Consider the following 16,464-nt stretch of genomic DNA (forward strand, 5'->3'; position numbering starts at 1 on the left):
TATTACTGATGACTAAAGGATGACTTCTTTTCCGCGCTCAGTAAAGCGAACTTCTTTAATATTCCACTGAGTATTACTAGTTAAGGTTTTACGCAGGCTACCAAACAAAGCAAACTGTTCACAACTCGAAAGAGATAACAATTGCCGTTTCGACTGGGGTGATAGTCGTAAATCAACTGTGGCAGTGCCATTTTCAACTTTGACACGATAACCAGATAAGCTCAAATCACCGGTATCTCGTTCTTCTATGATTTTGCCTACCGCACCTGTGACAGGTTCTGCTGCTGGTACAGATACTTGTTGAGGAATCAGTTTTTGACATTGCACATCACTTGTATAGAGCGTGACGTTAGCGGTTTTGGTAGTTGCAACAGGGGTGTTTTCAGATGGCTCAACGTTGTTAGATTTGGCTCTTAGTTGCGCCATGCTGGGGGTTGGGGTTGATGAGCTTTGTGTTGGTGTTTCGCTGGGAATGTTACGAGAAGTAGAAGGAGAATTACAACTGCTGAGGCTAGCTGCGATCGCCACAACAATAAATGGTAAGAAATATTTTGTATTTGTATTCATAATGTTGTTCATAGTGATGGTGATGCTGTCTGTTTCTATTTACTTCAGTGTAGCTGGTATCAATTCCGCATAAATTTGAAAATTTTGTTTGTAGTCTCAACAGTACAAGTTTTTAATCAAACTTTACTTCTTGGCTGTTATTGGCTATCTTAAAAACCAAGATTGGAGATAAAAATGCTTCTTTGAAAAACATTCATTGGGGCAGATTTTGCCTCTTTATCCTCCTCAATATTTGGTTCCTAACATTGTGATTCGTACTCACCAAATTGCTGAATAAGTTGAGCAACTAAACCTGTCCATCCAGTTTGATGGCTAGCGCCAATTCCAGCTCCATTATCACCATGAAAATATTCATGGAATAGAATTAAATTCTGCCAGTGCGGGTCATTTTGAAACTTCTGTATCCCACCATAAACAGGTCGTTGTCCAGAGGTATTTTGCAAGAAAATTCTAGTTAACCTTTGAGATAATTCTGATGCAACTTCCCAAAGTGTCATCATTTGTCCAGAACCTGTGGGACATTCCACCTTAAAATCATCACCCAGGTAATAATAGAACTTTTGCAGAGATTCAATTAGTAAAAAGTTTACCGGAAACCAAATAGGGCCACGCCAGTTAGAATTTCCACCAAATAAACCACTGCTAGATTCAGCAGGTTCATAATCTACACGGAATTGTGAACCATTGACATCAAAAGTATAGGGATGTTCGGCGTGAAACCGAGAAAGAGCGCGAATACCATAGGGACTAAAAAACTCAGTTTCATCAAGCATTTTTTGCAGAATACTTTTTAGCTTATCCCGTGAAACAATTGCTAATAATCTTCTAGCACCAACTCCTTTTGTTTCCATACAAGCTACATTTTGCCGTAAGTCAGGACGATTTTGGATAAACCATTCCAGCCGCTTCTTAAAGCCAAGAAGCATTCTTAAGGTTTCTGGTTCAATGCTTTCAATTGCAAATAAGGGGATTAATCCCACCATTGACCGGACTTTTAAGGTAATCTGCTGTTCAGGTAGATGTAGCACATCATAATAAAATCCATCTGATTCATTCCACAAACTGGCTTCCATTTCGCCAATTTTATTCATAGCATCGGCTATGTAAAGAAAATGCTCAAAAAATTTGGTGGCAATGTCTTCGTAAACAGGATTAGTCTTGGCTAACTCTAGAGCGATCGCTAACATATTTAAACAGTACATCCCCATCCAACTAGTACCATCAGATTGGTCAATATGTCCGCCTGTAGGAAGGGCTGCACTGCGGTCAAACACGCCAATATTATCTAACCCTAAAAATCCTCCTTGAAATACGTTATTTCCCTCAGCATCTTTACGATTTACCCACCAAGTAAAGTTGAGCATCAGCTTTTGAAAAACTCGTTCTAAAAATTGGCTGTCTGTTCGCCCATAAATCTTCTGTTCAATCTTATAAATGCGCCAAGTTGCCCAAGCATGAACAGGAGGATTAACATCACCAAATGCCCATTCATAGGCGGGAATTTGCCCATTAGGATGCATATACCATTCCCGTGTAAGAACATCCAATTGGTACTTAGCAAAATCTGGGTCAATCATTGCTAAAGGAATAGTATGGAATGCTAAATCCCAAGCAGCAAACCAGGGATATTCCCACTTATCAGGCATAGAAAGAATATCTTCATTGTAGAGATGAAACCACTCTTGATTTCTGCCATTTTGTCGCTCTGATGGGGGTGTTGGTGTGTTGCGATCGCCTTTAAGCCAATCCTCTACAATATAATGATAAAATTGCTTGCTCCACAGCATACCAGCAAATGCTTGGCGCTGCACATTCCGCATATCTTCACTTAGAGGATATGGAGTAATACGTTGATAGAATTTCTCATATTCTTGTTGTCGCTTACTAAAAACTACCTCAAATTCATTACCAAATGGCTCAAGTAAATTGGGTGCATTACTGAGTCGTAATTTAATAGTTTTAGTTTCACCTGCTCCAACTGTTAACACATAATTAGCAGATGCTTTTGTCCCAATTTTATCAGGATTTACTGCTGATTTTTGACCATTTACGATGTAGTCATTAATGCCATCTTTAACATAAGTCGAAGTATTGGGAGAACCAAATAATCTCTGATAATTTGTCTCGTTGTCTGTAAAGACAATCTCTGTTGCTTCCTGGCAATACAGCCACCTATTTCCTAAACTTGGGTGAGATGCTGCAATTACATTGAAGCTACGATCTGATTTAATCTCTTTTAAAGTAGGTTTATCTGCATCTCCATTCCAACACCAAGTATTACGAAACCAAAGGGTCGGTAATAGGTGTAATGTTTTAGCTTCTGTACCTCTGTTGACTGCTTTAATTTGAATGAGAATATCTTCCGCAGAATGCTTGGCATATTCCACAAAAACATCAAAATATCGATTGTCATCAAACACACCTGTATCTAAGAGTTCAAATTCTGGTTCTCGACGATTTCGGCGTTGATTTTCTGCAACTAATTGGGAGTAAGGGAAAGCTGCATGAGGATATTTATACAGCGCTTTCATATATGAATGTGTGGGAGTGCTGTCTAAATAAAAGTAATATTCTTTAACATCTTCACCGTGATTACCTTCACTACCAGTTAGACCAAAAATCCTTTCTTTGAGAATAGAATCTTCACCATTCCAAAGGGCGATCGCAAAACAAAGCCGTTGATGATTATCAGAAATACCAAAAATCCCATCCTCACCCCAACGGTAGGCACGAGAACGAGCCTGATCGTGGGTGAAATAGTCCCAGGCTGTACCGTTTGGGCTATAATCTTCACGTACTGTTCCCCACTGGCGATCGCTTAAATATGGCCCCCATCTGCGCCAATGAGCTACGTGATTTTGAGCTTCTTGTAATCTAATTTCTTCTTGGGTTGGAGTTGTCATATTATTACTCTGTATCAATTCTCCGTAGCCAGCCAAGCACGCAAAACTTCTGCCACTGTCCACGCTTGAGCAATACATCCTCTGGGAGTCATTGGTGCATCACCATCAAAAATTTCGCTGAGACTACCAAGACCATGTGTGGTGAGATGGTTAGCCATTGGTTCCAAAAACTTACGCGCTTGTTGAGGATTTTTGTAGACACGTAGGTGTGCTGTAACAAATGCACCCAGCAACCAACCCCAGACGGTTCCCTGGTGGTAAGCTCCATCACGTTTATATTGGCTGCCACCATATTTACCCTGATATTGGGGGTGATCAAAAGAGAGCGATCGCAACCCGTGGGAAGTTAATAGAATTCGTCCACAAACATCTACTACTCCTGTTTGTTGAGCTAGCGTCAGCGGACTTTCAGGTAAGGAAACGGCAAAAATTTGGTTAGGACGTAGAGATGGGTCATTTCCGTCGGGGCTATCTAGCACATCGTAACAGTAGCCAGTTTCCTGATTCCAAAAGCGAGCGAATCTGGCTTGGGCGCGGTCAGCGATCGCCTCATATTCTTGGTGTGGTTTATTTAGATAACGGGCAAACTTGGCCATCGTCCGCAAAGCATTATACCAAAGAGCATTAACTTCAATTGGTTTACCAATACGAGGCGTCACTACCCAATCTCCCACTTTTGCATCCATCCAAGTGAGTTGTACACCTGTTTCTCCTGCATAAAGTAAACCATCGGTAGAATCAAGATGAATGTTGTAGCGTGTACCGCGACAGTGCCAGTTGATAATATCTGCCAGCACGGGGAAAAGTTCCATTAGTAAATCATCGTCCCCAGTAGTCTTGTGGTAAGCTCGGATGGCTTCAAAATACCATAGCGTTGCATCGACTGTGTTGTATTCTGGTGTCTCACCTGCATCAGGAAAACGATTAGGCAACATTCCCTGGTCTACATACCTGGCAAAAGTGCGAAGAATCGAGCGTGCAACCTCTGGACGACCAGTAGCCAGGGTCAACCCAGGCAAGCTAATCATCGTATCCCGTCCCCAGTCTCCAAACCAGTGATAACCAGCAATGATAGTTTTGCCATCAGGGTCTTCTGGTACGGAACGGTCAACGATAAATTGGTCAGCAGCTAACACCAGACGATTTACCCAAGCAGGAAAATCGGGAGTATTTAGAGGACAGTTAGAATTCGCAAGTCTGATTAACTTTTGCTCAAAAGCCTGACGGTGTTTGAGTGCTGCTTCACTATTTAAATCTGATTGCTTATGAGTACTGGCAATCAACGCGATCGCTTCCCCAGGATTCAGTGTAACTTCAAAAGTAGTAGCATGAAGATGGTCTTCTTGATCGTTCAATCCCCGATAGCGTTCAACTGCTAGGTCAAAGCCATAGTACCAATTGTGAGAAGGCGAGGCACTGCCGCAGTCACTTAGCAGATACAATGGTACAGCATCGGCATCAGCAGTTACACGAATTCCCTGTTCCACCTGCTCAACAGACATCTGCCAACCATTGCTTTGGGTGTCGCTGTGATAATCGCGGTAGTTGATTATGGCTTTAAGCGTCAACTTCAGCGGTTGGGTAGCACGACGTAGAGTATATTGGATGTATGTTGTATTAGCTTTATGCTGCATCCATATTCGTTTTTCTAACAAAGCGTCAGCAACAGCAAAACGCCATACAGGAATTGTACCTTCCAAGGAAAAATTTTCGATGTGTTGATAACCGTGGGGGCTGATCGTACTATCTGCCCACCGATTGGTATGTAGATCATAAAAGCGATGATCATACAAAACAGTTTCATCTAGTTTTGCCAGCAGCAAGGTGCGACCCAGAGGCGGTTGCAATGCTGCTACTAGTAAGCCGTGATAGCGACGGGTCAATAAACCTGCCACTGTTCCAGAAGCATAACCACCAATACCGTTAGTAACTAACCATTCCCGTAACTCTGCGGTGTCGAGATTACCGCAGATTTCCCGCCCAAATTCAATAGACATAAATCAATACTCTTGCTGGTTTTTTCTTCCGGCGTTGCATAAATGCGGGATGATTTACCTCACGCAGAGGCAAGGCAGCGCGTTGGGCGGGTTTCCCGACTTGAAGCGACTGCCGCGCAGAGACGCAGAGAGGATAACGAGTTTGAGATTCTAATAAATCCAATTTCATTCCATGATTCAGCAACGCCTTTTCTTCTTAAAGTGACAAAACAGAGGTCATAGTAATTTCCTTTGTGATATGCATCAGGAATTGGGAAACTTATCACGATAGCCGCAGCGAAAAATACAGCGTTTGTTGTTATGGTGATGGAGTTTGGCGCAGCGTACAGCCCTTTTTCCTTTGAGTTTTACATAAACTTCGGCTGCCAAAAACATCCCTAAAAGTGGTGCGATGAAATAAACCCAAATGGCTGTCCAATTATGAGAAGGAATTGCGGATGCTAGGGTACGCGCTGGATTCATGCTCATACCAGATAATGGTGCTTCTACGGTAATGTAAATTGCAATCATTACCCCAGCAAATATCCCTGTAAATGGTGCTAGTTTGGGAGTATTGGATACAAACAAAATCATTAACATGATTCCAAAAGAAATTATTAGTTCAGCCAAGAATGCCACACCTGCACCACCTGAACCGGGAACTGTGACAATGTAATTTATAGATGGATTGGTGAGTGCATTCTTAAATACTGATACTGCTAACAGTAGTCCCATCAATCCACCCAAAAACTGAGCCAGGATGTAGAAAATTGCATCCCACCGCTGAATTTTGCCAAGACGGAAGAAAGTTAAAGTGACAACTGGATTGATATGTGCGCCGGATTGCTTACCCCAAGGAGAGTAAATAATAAAAATAGCAGTTAATCCCATCGCCACACCAATGACGAACCGTCGTAAAAGTGAGTCAGTAATTGCCTGTCGAATTGGTGAACTTGGATGCTCTATTAGTGCAGTTACTAGCCCCGCAGAAAGCATAAAGATACCCAATCCCGCAGCTTCCATCAAGTATTCTGGATAATGTCTCCGTAGTGCTTGCATCATCTGTGGCGATCGCGATATTTTTTATATTGATTAGTTCGGTTTCTAGGCGATTGCGTGTTGCACAACCTGCTCAACAATAAATCTAGCAACATATTCTACTGTTCTTGATAGTTCCAAAGTAGTCCACCATCCACAAAGAAAGTGCTACCTGTAATGTAGTCAGCCTCAGCAGAAGCGAGAAACTTCACCAAGGAAGCAACATCTTGTGGTTGACCCAAACGACCCAAAGGAATATTTTGTAATAGCGCACCCAACTTTTCTGGGTTATTCAACAGTTTCGTATTAATAGGAGTTTCTATTGCTCCTGGTGCAACATTATTAATCGTAATACCCAAAGCACCTAACTCAACTGCCAAGTTACGAGTAAGCATTTTCATCCCGCCTTTGCTAGCACAGTAAGCAGTAAAATTAGGAAATGGTAGTTCTTCATGCACCGAACTAATATTGATAATTTTTCCAGTTCGTTTAGTTTCAATCAAATGTTGTACAAAGATTTGAGTAGCAAAAAATACACCCTTTAAGTTGACATTCATCACAGCGTCATAATCTGCTTCTGTAACATCCCAAAAAGCTGCATGTTTTTCAATACCAGCATTGTTCACTAGAATATCTAGCTTGCCAAAATGCTTAATACTTTCTGCAATTAGTTGACGTATTTCATCAACACTACCCAAGTTTGCCTGGAGTGTGTAACCATAGGACTGGGGACAACAAGCTAGATGACAATTAGCACCAATAGCTTCTACCTTGGCTAAAGTTTCCTCTGCTCCTTCTGGGTGAGAACGATAGTTAATCACAACATTTGCCCCTGCTTGAGCAAGACAAAGAACAATTCCTTGTCCAATTCCTTGACTGCTACCAGTAACTAAAGCAACTTTGCCATCTAGTCTCATAAACTTGTTCCTTGTGATTGATTGATATTGCCTAAATTAAATTAGCAGCACCAAAAGTAGCATTAAATTTACGACACCAGATAACCGCAGATTTGTAGTCTGCTAAATTGATATTGTTAGGAATGAGATATGTTTGAGCGCCACTATATTTTTGTAAGGGAGCAATGATCATATAGTCTCCCTCTTTTAGAGGATATGATGGTGGCTTAGTTGAATTGATGACGTTATCTAAACGATGTAAAATTACTACCAAATCTGGCCCTAGTTCAGAAGTTTTAAATGACTGGTCAAGCTCTATAAAGGATTTACCATCTTTATTAGTAATACGGGCTGTTCCTTGAGTTGTATGTTCTCCAGAAACAAACGTGCCTGACTTGATCACAGTTGAATCTTGAGATTGTTTTGACTGGGTTAAAGGCTTCGTCTGAGTTGAAGACACGGGAATAGGACTTTCATTAGGTTGGTTGTTTGAAACTTCTTGAACACAGCTAACTAGCATAAAATAAGACAAGCCCCAAATTAATAAATCTCTGATTTTCATGATTTAAATTCCTCAATACATTACTCAGCTATGTAGCTCGTAGCTTTAAGTTTAAACTGATTATTACTGAAATAATTAGCTTGAAAATTATAGATAGCTAAAAATTAATACCTAGAAAGCTGATATTTTGTTTAGATCTATCTTATGGAATTCTCAGCAAGTTTTAAATTTTCAGGTTATTAGGACTTACGCAAAAATCACCAAAAACCTTAATTCATCGAACCGCCAAGACGCCAAGAACGCCAAGAATTCGTGGAGTGTGTGTAAGTTATAGTTATGTCTGAATTATTGCTGAGAAAGCAGTGAAAGAATTTCTCAGCGAAGGTTTATTCTTTCATCACTTAAGAGTTACTGAGCGCCGCGATACTAAGAGCAGTTCACTAAAGCAACTCTTAATACCTATGCAGCAAGCGTCTCATCCCACAGTCATCCTGGGTGGTGGCTTCGCTGGACTATTTACAGCTTTACACTTAAGCCAGCAAAATTATTCTCATCCAATTATTTTAATAGAACAGCGCGATCGCTTCAGTTTTAAACCGTTATTATATGAACTGCTCAGCGGCGAACTGCACAGCAAACAAGTTTATCCACGCTATAAAGAGCTTTTAACTGGTAGTAATGTAACCTTTGTGCAAAACGCAGTGAAATCGATTCATCTCAATCAACGCAGAGTTATTGTCGCTTCTGGAAAAGTTTTTAATTACGCCTACTTGGTATTAACATTGGGTAGCGAAACAACCTACTTTGATACTCCCGGTGCGGCAGAATGTGCAATGCCGTTTACATCTGGGGAAGAGGCGATCGCTCTACGAAAACACTTGCGCCGCAAGCTGCACCAAGCAATCCAAACTCAAGACTCTCAACATCGTCGTTTGCTGTTGACTACTGCCATTATTGGTGCAGGGCCGGCTGGTATTGAACTAGCGTGTACATTAGCAGATTTGTTGCCTATCTGGTACGACGAATTGGGCGGTGATGCTAGCGAAGTTCGGGTTGTCCTAGTTAACCGCAGCCAAGAAATCCTTAAAGGAGATGTGAATAGCCATTTACGCTACATAGCACAACGTGCCCTCAAACGCCGCGTAATTCCTGTGGATTTTCTATTTAATGCGGCTGTCACTAGGATTCAGCCCCAAGGTGTGGAGTACCAGCAACACAACCAAACACAGATTTTACAAGCTGGAACAGTCGTCTGGACAGCTGGCACTGCTCCTAATCCTCTGTTGATGGAGTTAACAGTTCCTAGCAACCGAGGGCGGTTACTGGTAACATCAACATTGCAACTCCTGAATTTTCCCGAAGTCTTCGCGGCTGGAGACTGTGCCACAAATAGTAGCAATCCCCAACCACCCACCGCCCAAGTCGCCTATCAACAGGGAAAAGCGATCGCTCAAAATCTCCAACGTCTGGAGGAAGGTAAACCCGCCATTCCTATAGAAATCCAAATGCGGGGTACTTTGATGAAACTAGGACTTAATGAAGGTGTGGCAAACTTGTTCAATAAAGTCCAGATTAAAGGACAACCGGGTCATTTCATCCGAGAAGCAACATATTTACAACTGTTACCAAACTCTGCACATAACCGCAAAGTCACAACTGAGTGGCTGACTGACGAATTATTCCAGCGCGATCGTTCCATTACCTATATGCAACTCGGACAAACGCCTTTACTCTCTGGGATTGCAACTATTGCTGCTGCAATTATTTTGACAACTCCTCTCGTCTGGCGGGCTGCTCAACCTATGCAATTTCAGCAAAACCTTGGTTGGACAGGTATACCAACGTTACTTGATTGGCTTGTACCCCCTTCTCGATAAAGAACGCAGGGATATGAGGCCACTTTGAGGTACTTTCCACATTACAAACTATTCAAACCTAATTTCATCTCTGAGGAGTTTACTTATGAAATACCTACTCAACCTCCGGACGGCTTTTGTTGTCAATCGTGTGACGATGGGCGTTTTCTTCTTCATCTCTGGAATTGCTAACTATCTCAATTTCAGTATTCCTAATGGTTTTTACCAAACTGTCCTCACTCAGAAACTTCAAATAATTGGCCCTGGGATTCCGCCGGGATGGGAAGGTATGGGGCCATTGCCTTGGTTAATCGCTGTTCCTTATGGCTGGTTGCTACCTTTAGCTGAAATTATTTTGGGTGCATTGTTTGCCCTCAACTATTGGGTGCGGTGGACAGGGCTACTACTGATTTTGATGACATTCAGCATCATTTTGGCATTTGGGATTATTCCTGCTGGCAGCTTATTTCCTAATGCAGCAGAAAGCTTTAACAAAAACATCCTATTCATGACTTTGATTTGGATGTGTATTGCCTACGATGCTCACGAACAGAAAATGAGCCGTCGTCGTGCCCAAGCAGCAGATGACTATACTCTGAATGTTGCTAACGACGAGATGTAAAACCGATCAAGGGATGATGCGATGGGGTATTAAACCAACTGACAACTGACAACTAACAACTGACAACTAACAACTAACAACTAACAACTGACCTGCGTAGCATACATAAAACTCATGATTACTTCACACTACGATTTGATTATCATTGGTACTGGCGCAGGTGGCGGTACACTTGCTTATCGCCTAGCTCCCACTGGGAAAAAAATTCTGATTTTGGAACGTGGTTCTTTTTTACCTCGTGAGAAAGCCAACTGGGACACAGTTGAAGTGGTTCAGAAAGACCGCTATCACACTGATGAAGTTTGGTATGACCAAAAAGCACAAGCTATTCATCCAGGTACAGGCTACTTTGTAGGTGGTAACACCAAAGTTTATGGTGGTGCGCTGTTTCGCTGGCGTGAACAAGACTTTGATTCGGTAATTCATAAGGGTGGTATTTCTCCAGAATGGCCGTTGAAGTACCGCGATTTTGAACCCTACTATACCGAAGCTGAAAAGCTTTATGAAGTTCATGGTCAGCGAGGTTTAGACCCAACTGAGCCATCTGCAACTGAAGAATATCCCTATCCTGCTATTAACCACGAACCCCGTATTCAAGAGGTTCACGATTCTTTGGAAGCAGAAGGTTATCATCCGTTTTATTTGCCACTGGCAATTAAACTAAATGAGGTAAATCGTCGTTTGAGTGCTTGCATTCGCTGTAACACTTGTGATGGGTTTCCTTGTTTAGTAGACGCGAAAGCAGATGCAGATGTGAATTGTATACGTCCAGCAGAGCATTATAATAACGTCACCCTGATCACTAATGCTAAGGTACAACGGTTACATACCAGTTCTTCTGGGCGAGAAGTGACTGCTGTAGAAACAGAAATTAATGGCGAAATTCATCTGTTCTCTAGTGATATTGTAGTTGTTTCTTGTGGAGCAATTAATTCAGCAGCTTTGCTATTGCGTTCGGCTAACGATCGCCATCCAAATGGATTAGCAAATAGTTCGGATCAAGTAGGACGAAACTTAATGAAACATCAAAACGGAGCCATCATTGGAGTTAGTCTCAAGTCCAATTTGACTGCATTTCAAAAGACTTTGGCAATCAACGATTTTTATTGGGGTGATCAAGATTTCGATTATCCTATGGGACATATACAGTTATTGGGTAAAGTAAATGCAGATATGATTGCTCAGGAGTCTCCATCTGTTTTAGGAGTATCGTTTAGAGAAAGACATACTTTTGAAGCGATCGCTACTCGTTCGGTAGACTGGTGGCTAACTGCTGAAGATTTGCCCGATCCTAACAACCGCGTTACACTCCGGAATGATTCTATACAGTTAAATTACACGGAGAATAACACCGAAGCCTACAATCGTCTTCTCAACCGCTGGACGCAAGTACTGAAAATGATTGGTTGTGGCGAAAGGATTATTCCTGCTTCCTTTTATTTCCGCAAAAAACTACCGTTGCAAGGTGTAGCACATCAGTGTGGTACTTGTCGCTTTGGTGAAGATCCCAAAACTTCAGTATTAGATATCAATTGTCGTACCCATGACATTGATAATTTGTATGTGGTAGATGGCAGTTTCTTTCGTTCTAGTGCTGCTGTTAACCCTACTTTAACAATTATTGCTAATGCTTTACGTGTAGGCGATCGCCTCATTGAACGGATGCTTTAACATGTATAAAAACTCTATCCATGAAGGGATGGAGTTTTGTCGGTAGTTAGTGGTCAGTGGTCAGTTGCAAATAAAAATGTAAGTTAAACTACTGAAAATTATAGTCAGATAAAGTTTATGCCCAGCCATGAATCCGGCACTTACGATCCTCGTAAAACTGTATGGGATGGTATATCGATTGAGCAATGGGAACCATCCAAATGGAAGCAGTGGAAACCCAAATACACTGCATCAGATGAAAATATTAAAATAGAGCGTGAGTATCTTAGAATCAAATATGCTATTCAGCAAGCTAATTCTGCATTAAGTTTAGATAGAGTCAAAATTAAACTTAAGCTAACTAGTTTGAAAACTATAGGTTTACAAGGGACTTTTCCTTGTAGGCCTGGTGATGTCGGTAAATGTGGTAGTCCTAATAAACAGTATACCATTTCATGCGGTTTTGCTACTAATGATACTGGGGTAAAAATGGCAGTTCTGAAAGCACGGGAATTAGATTTATTATTAATTACCAAACAATTCCAGTGGACTCCAGAATTACTAGGTAAGCAGTCCCAAAAAATATGGCCTATAGATGAAAAAAAATCTTCTAAATTCATTGGTGAATTGATTCAAGAATATGAATGTGAGTTTTGGAAAACTCATGAAAAGAATAGGCAAGGGATACGTACTTGGGAAAGTCATTACATGCGGCATCTCAAAAAGTTACCTCTAGATGTGCCGATGTCTATAGAAGCACTTTCAACAGCATTAGAGAAAACTAAAGCTAATACATCAGCGAGGTTTTTTTTGGTTTGGCAACTGAAAAAGTTTTGCGAATTCTGCGGAATTGATGATTTGAAAACTATTTATGCTTATACAACTCCTAAACCTCAGCCTACTATTCGCAAAATACCTGCTGATGAAGAAATTATGCAAGGATTTCTCAAAATTGGAGCGCCTTTATCAGCTTATGCTAGTAAAGATCACATGACACAACCTGAACAATGGCAATGGGCTTATGGGATGTTAGCAACTTATGGGTTAAGACCTCATGAATTATTTGCTGTAGATATAGAAGCATTTACAGACTCAGCAAATACTTTCCATTTAGTTAGTTTAAATCCCAAGCTCACAGAAGGTACTAAGACTGGCGAACGCAGTTGTGGGATTCCACCTTTACATCCTCATTGGGTGGAATTATTTAATCTTAAGGATGTGAAATTACCTTATAATGAAGGGACTTTAAGTAATAAAGCAGCTAAAATTCATATCAAATTTAGAACTTCTGATATTGGCTTTAGACCTTATGATTTGCGTCATGCTTATGGGATACGTGGTCATCGATTGAGAGTTCCCATTAAGACAATGGCTGATTATATGGGTCACACAGTCCAAGAGCATACTAGGACTTATCAAAGATGGATGAATGAAGATACTAATTTAGAAATTTATCGAGAAGTAGTTATTCATAGACAAGGTACAACAAAAGAAGCTCTAAAAGAGAGAATTAATGAATTAGAGGCTGAAAATATTGCGCTAAAAACTGAAAATGCAACATTAAAAAGTTTATTAATTAAGCATCAATTAGGTGAATTAATGAACCAAGAGATGTAAATATATCGAAAAATTCGTGTAAGGCTATGTACCAAAATTGTCAGCTTTTGTTTATTTTACTCAGTAATTGATTGTCTTTATTTAAGATTGGGCAACATAAATACTGAAGTCAACTTCAGACACTCTAGTTGGTCAGTAGCGAAACTATGGCTCATCATCTCATTACTGTAGATAAAAATACGTATGAATCTCTTCAACAGGAGCTGATAGAAATACGTCAGGTAGTAGCCCGTTTGGAGCAGGCCCAGTCTTCAACTATCCCCAAATATAGCCAAGAGCAGATGGGTTTATTGATTGACAATACACCTGCGGCGATCGCTATATTTGATCGTCAGATGCACTACCTGCTGGCGAGTCGTCGCTGGAGAGAAGATTACAACCTAGGCGATCGCAACATCATTGGTTGTTCTCATTACGATATTTTTCCGGAAATCTCTTCGGATTGGCGAGAAATTCACCAACGCTGTTTAGCAGGAGCCGTTGAGAAATCGCAAGAAGAGACCTTTCTCCGTGCAAACGGGACAATTGATTGGATAAAGTGGGAAATAAATCCTTGGTACGAAGACTCAGGTGAAATTGGCGGTATTATCATATTCACACAAGTGATTACTGCTCTTAAACAGGCAGAAGCAGAACTCAAACGACTAAATAGCGATCGCAAACAAACAGAGCAAAAACTTCAAGAGCAAGCCCAGTTTTTGCAAAGCATTTGGAAAGGTGTAGATTACGGTATTTATGTCTTAGATATTTTAGATGATGGGGCAGAGTTTCGTTTCGTTAAGTTCAATCCCGCTATCCTCAGTATGAGTCCCGTTCCTTTGGAACCTTTCTTAGGAAAAACAATTGCAGAGGCGCTAGCTGCCGATATGGCACATCAGTATCGCCAACGTTACAAAAAATGTATCAAGTTGGGTAAGAGCATTTTCTTTGAGGAATCTTTCTGGGCTAATGACAAAGAAACTTGTTGGCTCTTAAATATAATGCTTCTTTTACACAGCGCTTCGCGCATTTCTCAACTCATGGTTACAGTGACTGACATCACAGAACGCAAGCAAGCTGAACAAGAACGGCAAACCTTCGTTTCTTTGATTGAAAATAGCAGTGATTTTATTGGTTTTGGCAATATAAACGGACAACCAATATTTGTCAACGAAGCTGGAAGAAAGTTAGTTGGTATTGAGAATTTAGAAACCCTTGAAAACATCAGTATACTTGACTTTTTCTTACCAAAAGACAGAGAAGACTTACAGCAGCGCATTCTACCTAGTGTCATAGAACGTGGTTTATGGCAGGGTGAACATTGTTTCCGACATTTTGAGACTGAAGAAGTAATCCCAGTTGATTACAATATGTTTGTGATTAAGAGGACAGAGACTGGTGAGCCTTTGTATATGGCAACCATTACTCGCGACATTCGTGAACGTAAACAAGCAGAAGAAGCGCTCAAAGCCAGTCAACACTTCATTCAACGCATTACCGACTCTTCTCCTAATATTCTCTACATTTTTGACCTAGAAGAACAGCGTAATGTTTATGCAAACCATGAAATCGCCAAAATTCTTGGCTACTCCCACGAAGCAATTCAACGGATGGGAACACAGATTCTACTTAAAATTACTCATCCAGACGATTGGGAAAAAGTTGTAATTCACTTACAAAATTTCCTTATAGCCAAAGATGGTGATATTTTTGACTTAGAATTCCGAGTAAGACAAGCTAATGGTGAATGGCGTTGGTTGTACAGTCGAGAAACGCCATTTAACCGCGCTGAAGATGGAAAAATTAAGCAAATTTTGGGTGTGTCAACCGATATTACCGAACGCAAACAAGCCGAAATTCAACTGCAACAATAAGCCGAAAATTTAGAAAATACTCTGCGCGAACTACAACGCACTCAAGCCCAACTCATCCACAGTGAAAAAATGTCCTCACTAGGTAGTATGGTTGCAGGGGTCGCTCATGAAATTAATAATCCGGTCAACTTTATTCACGGTAATCTGATTCCAGCCAGTGAATATGCCCAAGACTTGTTGCGATTGGTAGAACTTTATCAATTACACTTTCCCTATCCTCCAGAAGAAATTCAAGCAGAAATCGCAGTCATTGAACTTGATTTCCTCAAGGAAGATTTAATTAAACTCCTCAAATCTATGCGTGTAGGAACCCAACGTATTCGTGAAATCGTCCTGTCGCTGCGGAACTTTTCCCGCCTTGATGAAGCAGAATTTAAGCAGGTCGATATTCATGAAGGTATTGACAGTACCTTAATGATTCTACGGCGATCGCTTGACACTCTCGTAACAGATAATGGGGAAAAAGCTATTCGATGAATTCTAACTCGAAGAAATTGGTAATCACCAAACTCAAGGAAGGATTACCCGCCATTACCCCAGCATTTGGTGCAGCATTGGTTGAGTTCAGTAACCCTTTAATATTCATAGTAAAAAAATGAGTCAAATTCAAGAGTTACATCAACAAGCAATGAATTTAGCGGAAATGGCACAGGTTGCTAAACTTAGAGGTGACTTACCTTTAGCTTCCCAATTGTCCAGGCAAGCTTTTGAACAAGAAAGATCGGCAGCAGAGTTAATTGCAGGTGATTTGGCAGCAGAACCAACTCGTTCAGTATTGCATCGTAGTGCCGCAACTCTGGGAATTGACTGTGGTGAAATTCACACTGCTGAACGTTTAATTGCGATCGCTTTATCTTGAAACCTACCCCAAGAGATTGCTGACGAACTCAAAGACTTATTTGTGCAAATCAACATTCATAAATATTTTGCACGTCGGGGTATTGAATTCAATGAAGCGAAACTTCAGACACCACGCGAAAACAA

12 protein-coding genes and 1 pseudogene are annotated in these 16,464 nt (G+C 40.9%); 6 read left to right on the forward strand and 7 right to left on the reverse strand.

What is annotated here, in order from left to right; genetic code table 11:
- Nucleotides 1–12: 12 nt before the first annotated feature.
- The 7 genes from I8751_RS06655 to I8751_RS06685 all read right to left on the reverse strand — a co-directional run bounded on the left by I8751_RS06655 (nucleotide 13) and on the right by I8751_RS06685 (nucleotide 7,942).
- Complete coding sequence (locus I8751_RS06655) at nucleotides 13–567, reverse strand: sporulation/spore germination protein (RefSeq protein ID WP_404800422.1); 555 nt, start codon at nucleotides 565–567, stop codon at nucleotides 13–15.
- A 239-nt stretch (nucleotides 568–806) separates the two neighbouring features.
- A complete protein-coding gene (locus I8751_RS06660) occupies nucleotides 807–3,470 on the reverse strand; it encodes an MGH1-like glycoside hydrolase domain-containing protein (RefSeq protein ID WP_214438385.1) in 2,664 nt (887 codons plus the stop codon).
- Nucleotides 3,471–3,484: 14 nt separating this feature from the next.
- Nucleotides 3,485–5,467, reverse strand: a complete 1,983-nt coding sequence (locus tag I8751_RS06665) for an amylo-alpha-1,6-glucosidase (RefSeq protein ID WP_214438386.1) — start codon at nucleotides 5,465–5,467, stop codon at nucleotides 3,485–3,487.
- Nucleotides 5,457–5,636 (reverse strand): hypothetical protein, encoded by a 180-nt coding sequence (locus I8751_RS06670; protein ID WP_214438387.1) that lies wholly within the window; start codon nucleotides 5,634–5,636, stop codon nucleotides 5,457–5,459. The genes I8751_RS06665 and I8751_RS06670 overlap by 11 nt, the downstream gene beginning before the upstream one ends.
- 74 nt (nucleotides 5,637–5,710) lie before the next feature.
- Nucleotides 5,711–6,508, reverse strand: coding sequence for an MIP/aquaporin family protein (locus tag I8751_RS06675; RefSeq protein WP_214438388.1), 798 nt, complete (start codon nucleotides 6,506–6,508; stop codon nucleotides 5,711–5,713).
- 95 nt (nucleotides 6,509–6,603) lie between these two features.
- On the reverse strand, nucleotides 6,604–7,401 hold the full coding sequence (locus I8751_RS06680; RefSeq protein WP_214438389.1) for an SDR family NAD(P)-dependent oxidoreductase: 798 nt from the start codon (nucleotides 7,399–7,401) through the stop codon (nucleotides 6,604–6,606).
- A gap of 31 nt (nucleotides 7,402–7,432) precedes the next feature.
- Nucleotides 7,433–7,942: a DM13 domain-containing protein gene (locus I8751_RS06685; protein WP_214438390.1), complete on the reverse strand. Its 510-nt coding sequence runs from the start codon at nucleotides 7,940–7,942 to the stop codon at nucleotides 7,433–7,435.
- 302 nt (nucleotides 7,943–8,244) lie between these two features.
- Between I8751_RS06685 and I8751_RS06690 the strand changes: the two genes are divergently transcribed.
- The 6 genes and pseudogenes from I8751_RS06690 to I8751_RS06715 all read left to right on the forward strand — a co-directional run bounded on the left by I8751_RS06690 (nucleotide 8,245) and on the right by I8751_RS06715 (nucleotide 16,339).
- Entirely contained in the window at nucleotides 8,245–9,759 is a 1,515-nt protein-coding gene (locus tag I8751_RS06690; RefSeq protein WP_318780299.1) for an NAD(P)/FAD-dependent oxidoreductase, read from the forward strand.
- A gap of 85 nt (nucleotides 9,760–9,844) precedes the next feature.
- Nucleotides 9,845–10,360: a DoxX family membrane protein gene (locus I8751_RS06695; RefSeq protein ID WP_214438391.1), complete on the forward strand. Its 516-nt coding sequence runs from the start codon at nucleotides 9,845–9,847 to the stop codon at nucleotides 10,358–10,360.
- A gap of 114 nt (nucleotides 10,361–10,474) precedes the next feature.
- Nucleotides 10,475–12,031: a GMC oxidoreductase gene (locus I8751_RS06700; RefSeq protein WP_214438392.1), complete on the forward strand. Its 1,557-nt coding sequence runs from the start codon at nucleotides 10,475–10,477 to the stop codon at nucleotides 12,029–12,031.
- A gap of 117 nt (nucleotides 12,032–12,148) precedes the next feature.
- Nucleotides 12,149–13,627, forward strand: coding sequence for an integrase (locus I8751_RS06705; protein ID WP_214438393.1), 1,479 nt, complete (start codon nucleotides 12,149–12,151; stop codon nucleotides 13,625–13,627).
- Between the two features lie 146 nt (nucleotides 13,628–13,773).
- Nucleotides 13,774–15,957 (forward strand): annotated as a pseudogene (locus I8751_RS06710) (PAS domain-containing sensor histidine kinase).
- A gap of 118 nt (nucleotides 15,958–16,075) precedes the next feature.
- Entirely contained in the window at nucleotides 16,076–16,339 is a 264-nt protein-coding gene (locus I8751_RS06715; RefSeq protein WP_225894005.1) for a hypothetical protein, read from the forward strand.
- The last annotated feature ends 125 nt before the right edge of the window (nucleotides 16,340–16,464 follow it).

The sequence above is a fragment of the Atlanticothrix silvestris CENA357 genome, assembly GCF_016056295.1.
GTDB classification, from domain to species: domain Bacteria; phylum Cyanobacteriota; class Cyanobacteriia; order Cyanobacteriales; family Nostocaceae; genus Atlanticothrix; species Atlanticothrix silvestris.

Coding starts and splice junctions, on each gene's coding strand:
- I8751_RS06700 (WP_214438392.1), top strand. CDS start 10,475: ATGATTACTTCACACTACGATTTGATTATCATTGGTACTGGCGCAGGT.
- I8751_RS06680 (WP_214438389.1), bottom strand. CDS start 7,401: ATGAGACTAGATGGCAAAGTTGCTTTAGTTACTGGTAGCAGTCAAGGA.
- I8751_RS06685 (WP_214438390.1), bottom strand. CDS start 7,942: ATGAAAATCAGAGATTTATTAATTTGGGGCTTGTCTTATTTTATGCTA.
- I8751_RS06715 (WP_225894005.1), top strand. CDS start 16,076: ATGAGTCAAATTCAAGAGTTACATCAACAAGCAATGAATTTAGCGGAA.
- I8751_RS06705 (WP_214438393.1), top strand. CDS start 12,149: ATGCCCAGCCATGAATCCGGCACTTACGATCCTCGTAAAACTGTATGG.
- I8751_RS06670 (WP_214438387.1), bottom strand. CDS start 5,636: ATGAAATTGGATTTATTAGAATCTCAAACTCGTTATCCTCTCTGCGTC.
- I8751_RS06675 (WP_214438388.1), bottom strand. CDS start 6,508: ATGATGCAAGCACTACGGAGACATTATCCAGAATACTTGATGGAAGCT.
- I8751_RS06665 (WP_214438386.1), bottom strand. CDS start 5,467: ATGTCTATTGAATTTGGGCGGGAAATCTGCGGTAATCTCGACACCGCA.
- I8751_RS06655 (WP_404800422.1), bottom strand. CDS start 567: ATGAATACAAATACAAAATATTTCTTACCATTTATTGTTGTGGCGATC.
- I8751_RS06660 (WP_214438385.1), bottom strand. CDS start 3,470: ATGACAACTCCAACCCAAGAAGAAATTAGATTACAAGAAGCTCAAAAT.
- I8751_RS06695 (WP_214438391.1), top strand. CDS start 9,845: ATGAAATACCTACTCAACCTCCGGACGGCTTTTGTTGTCAATCGTGTG.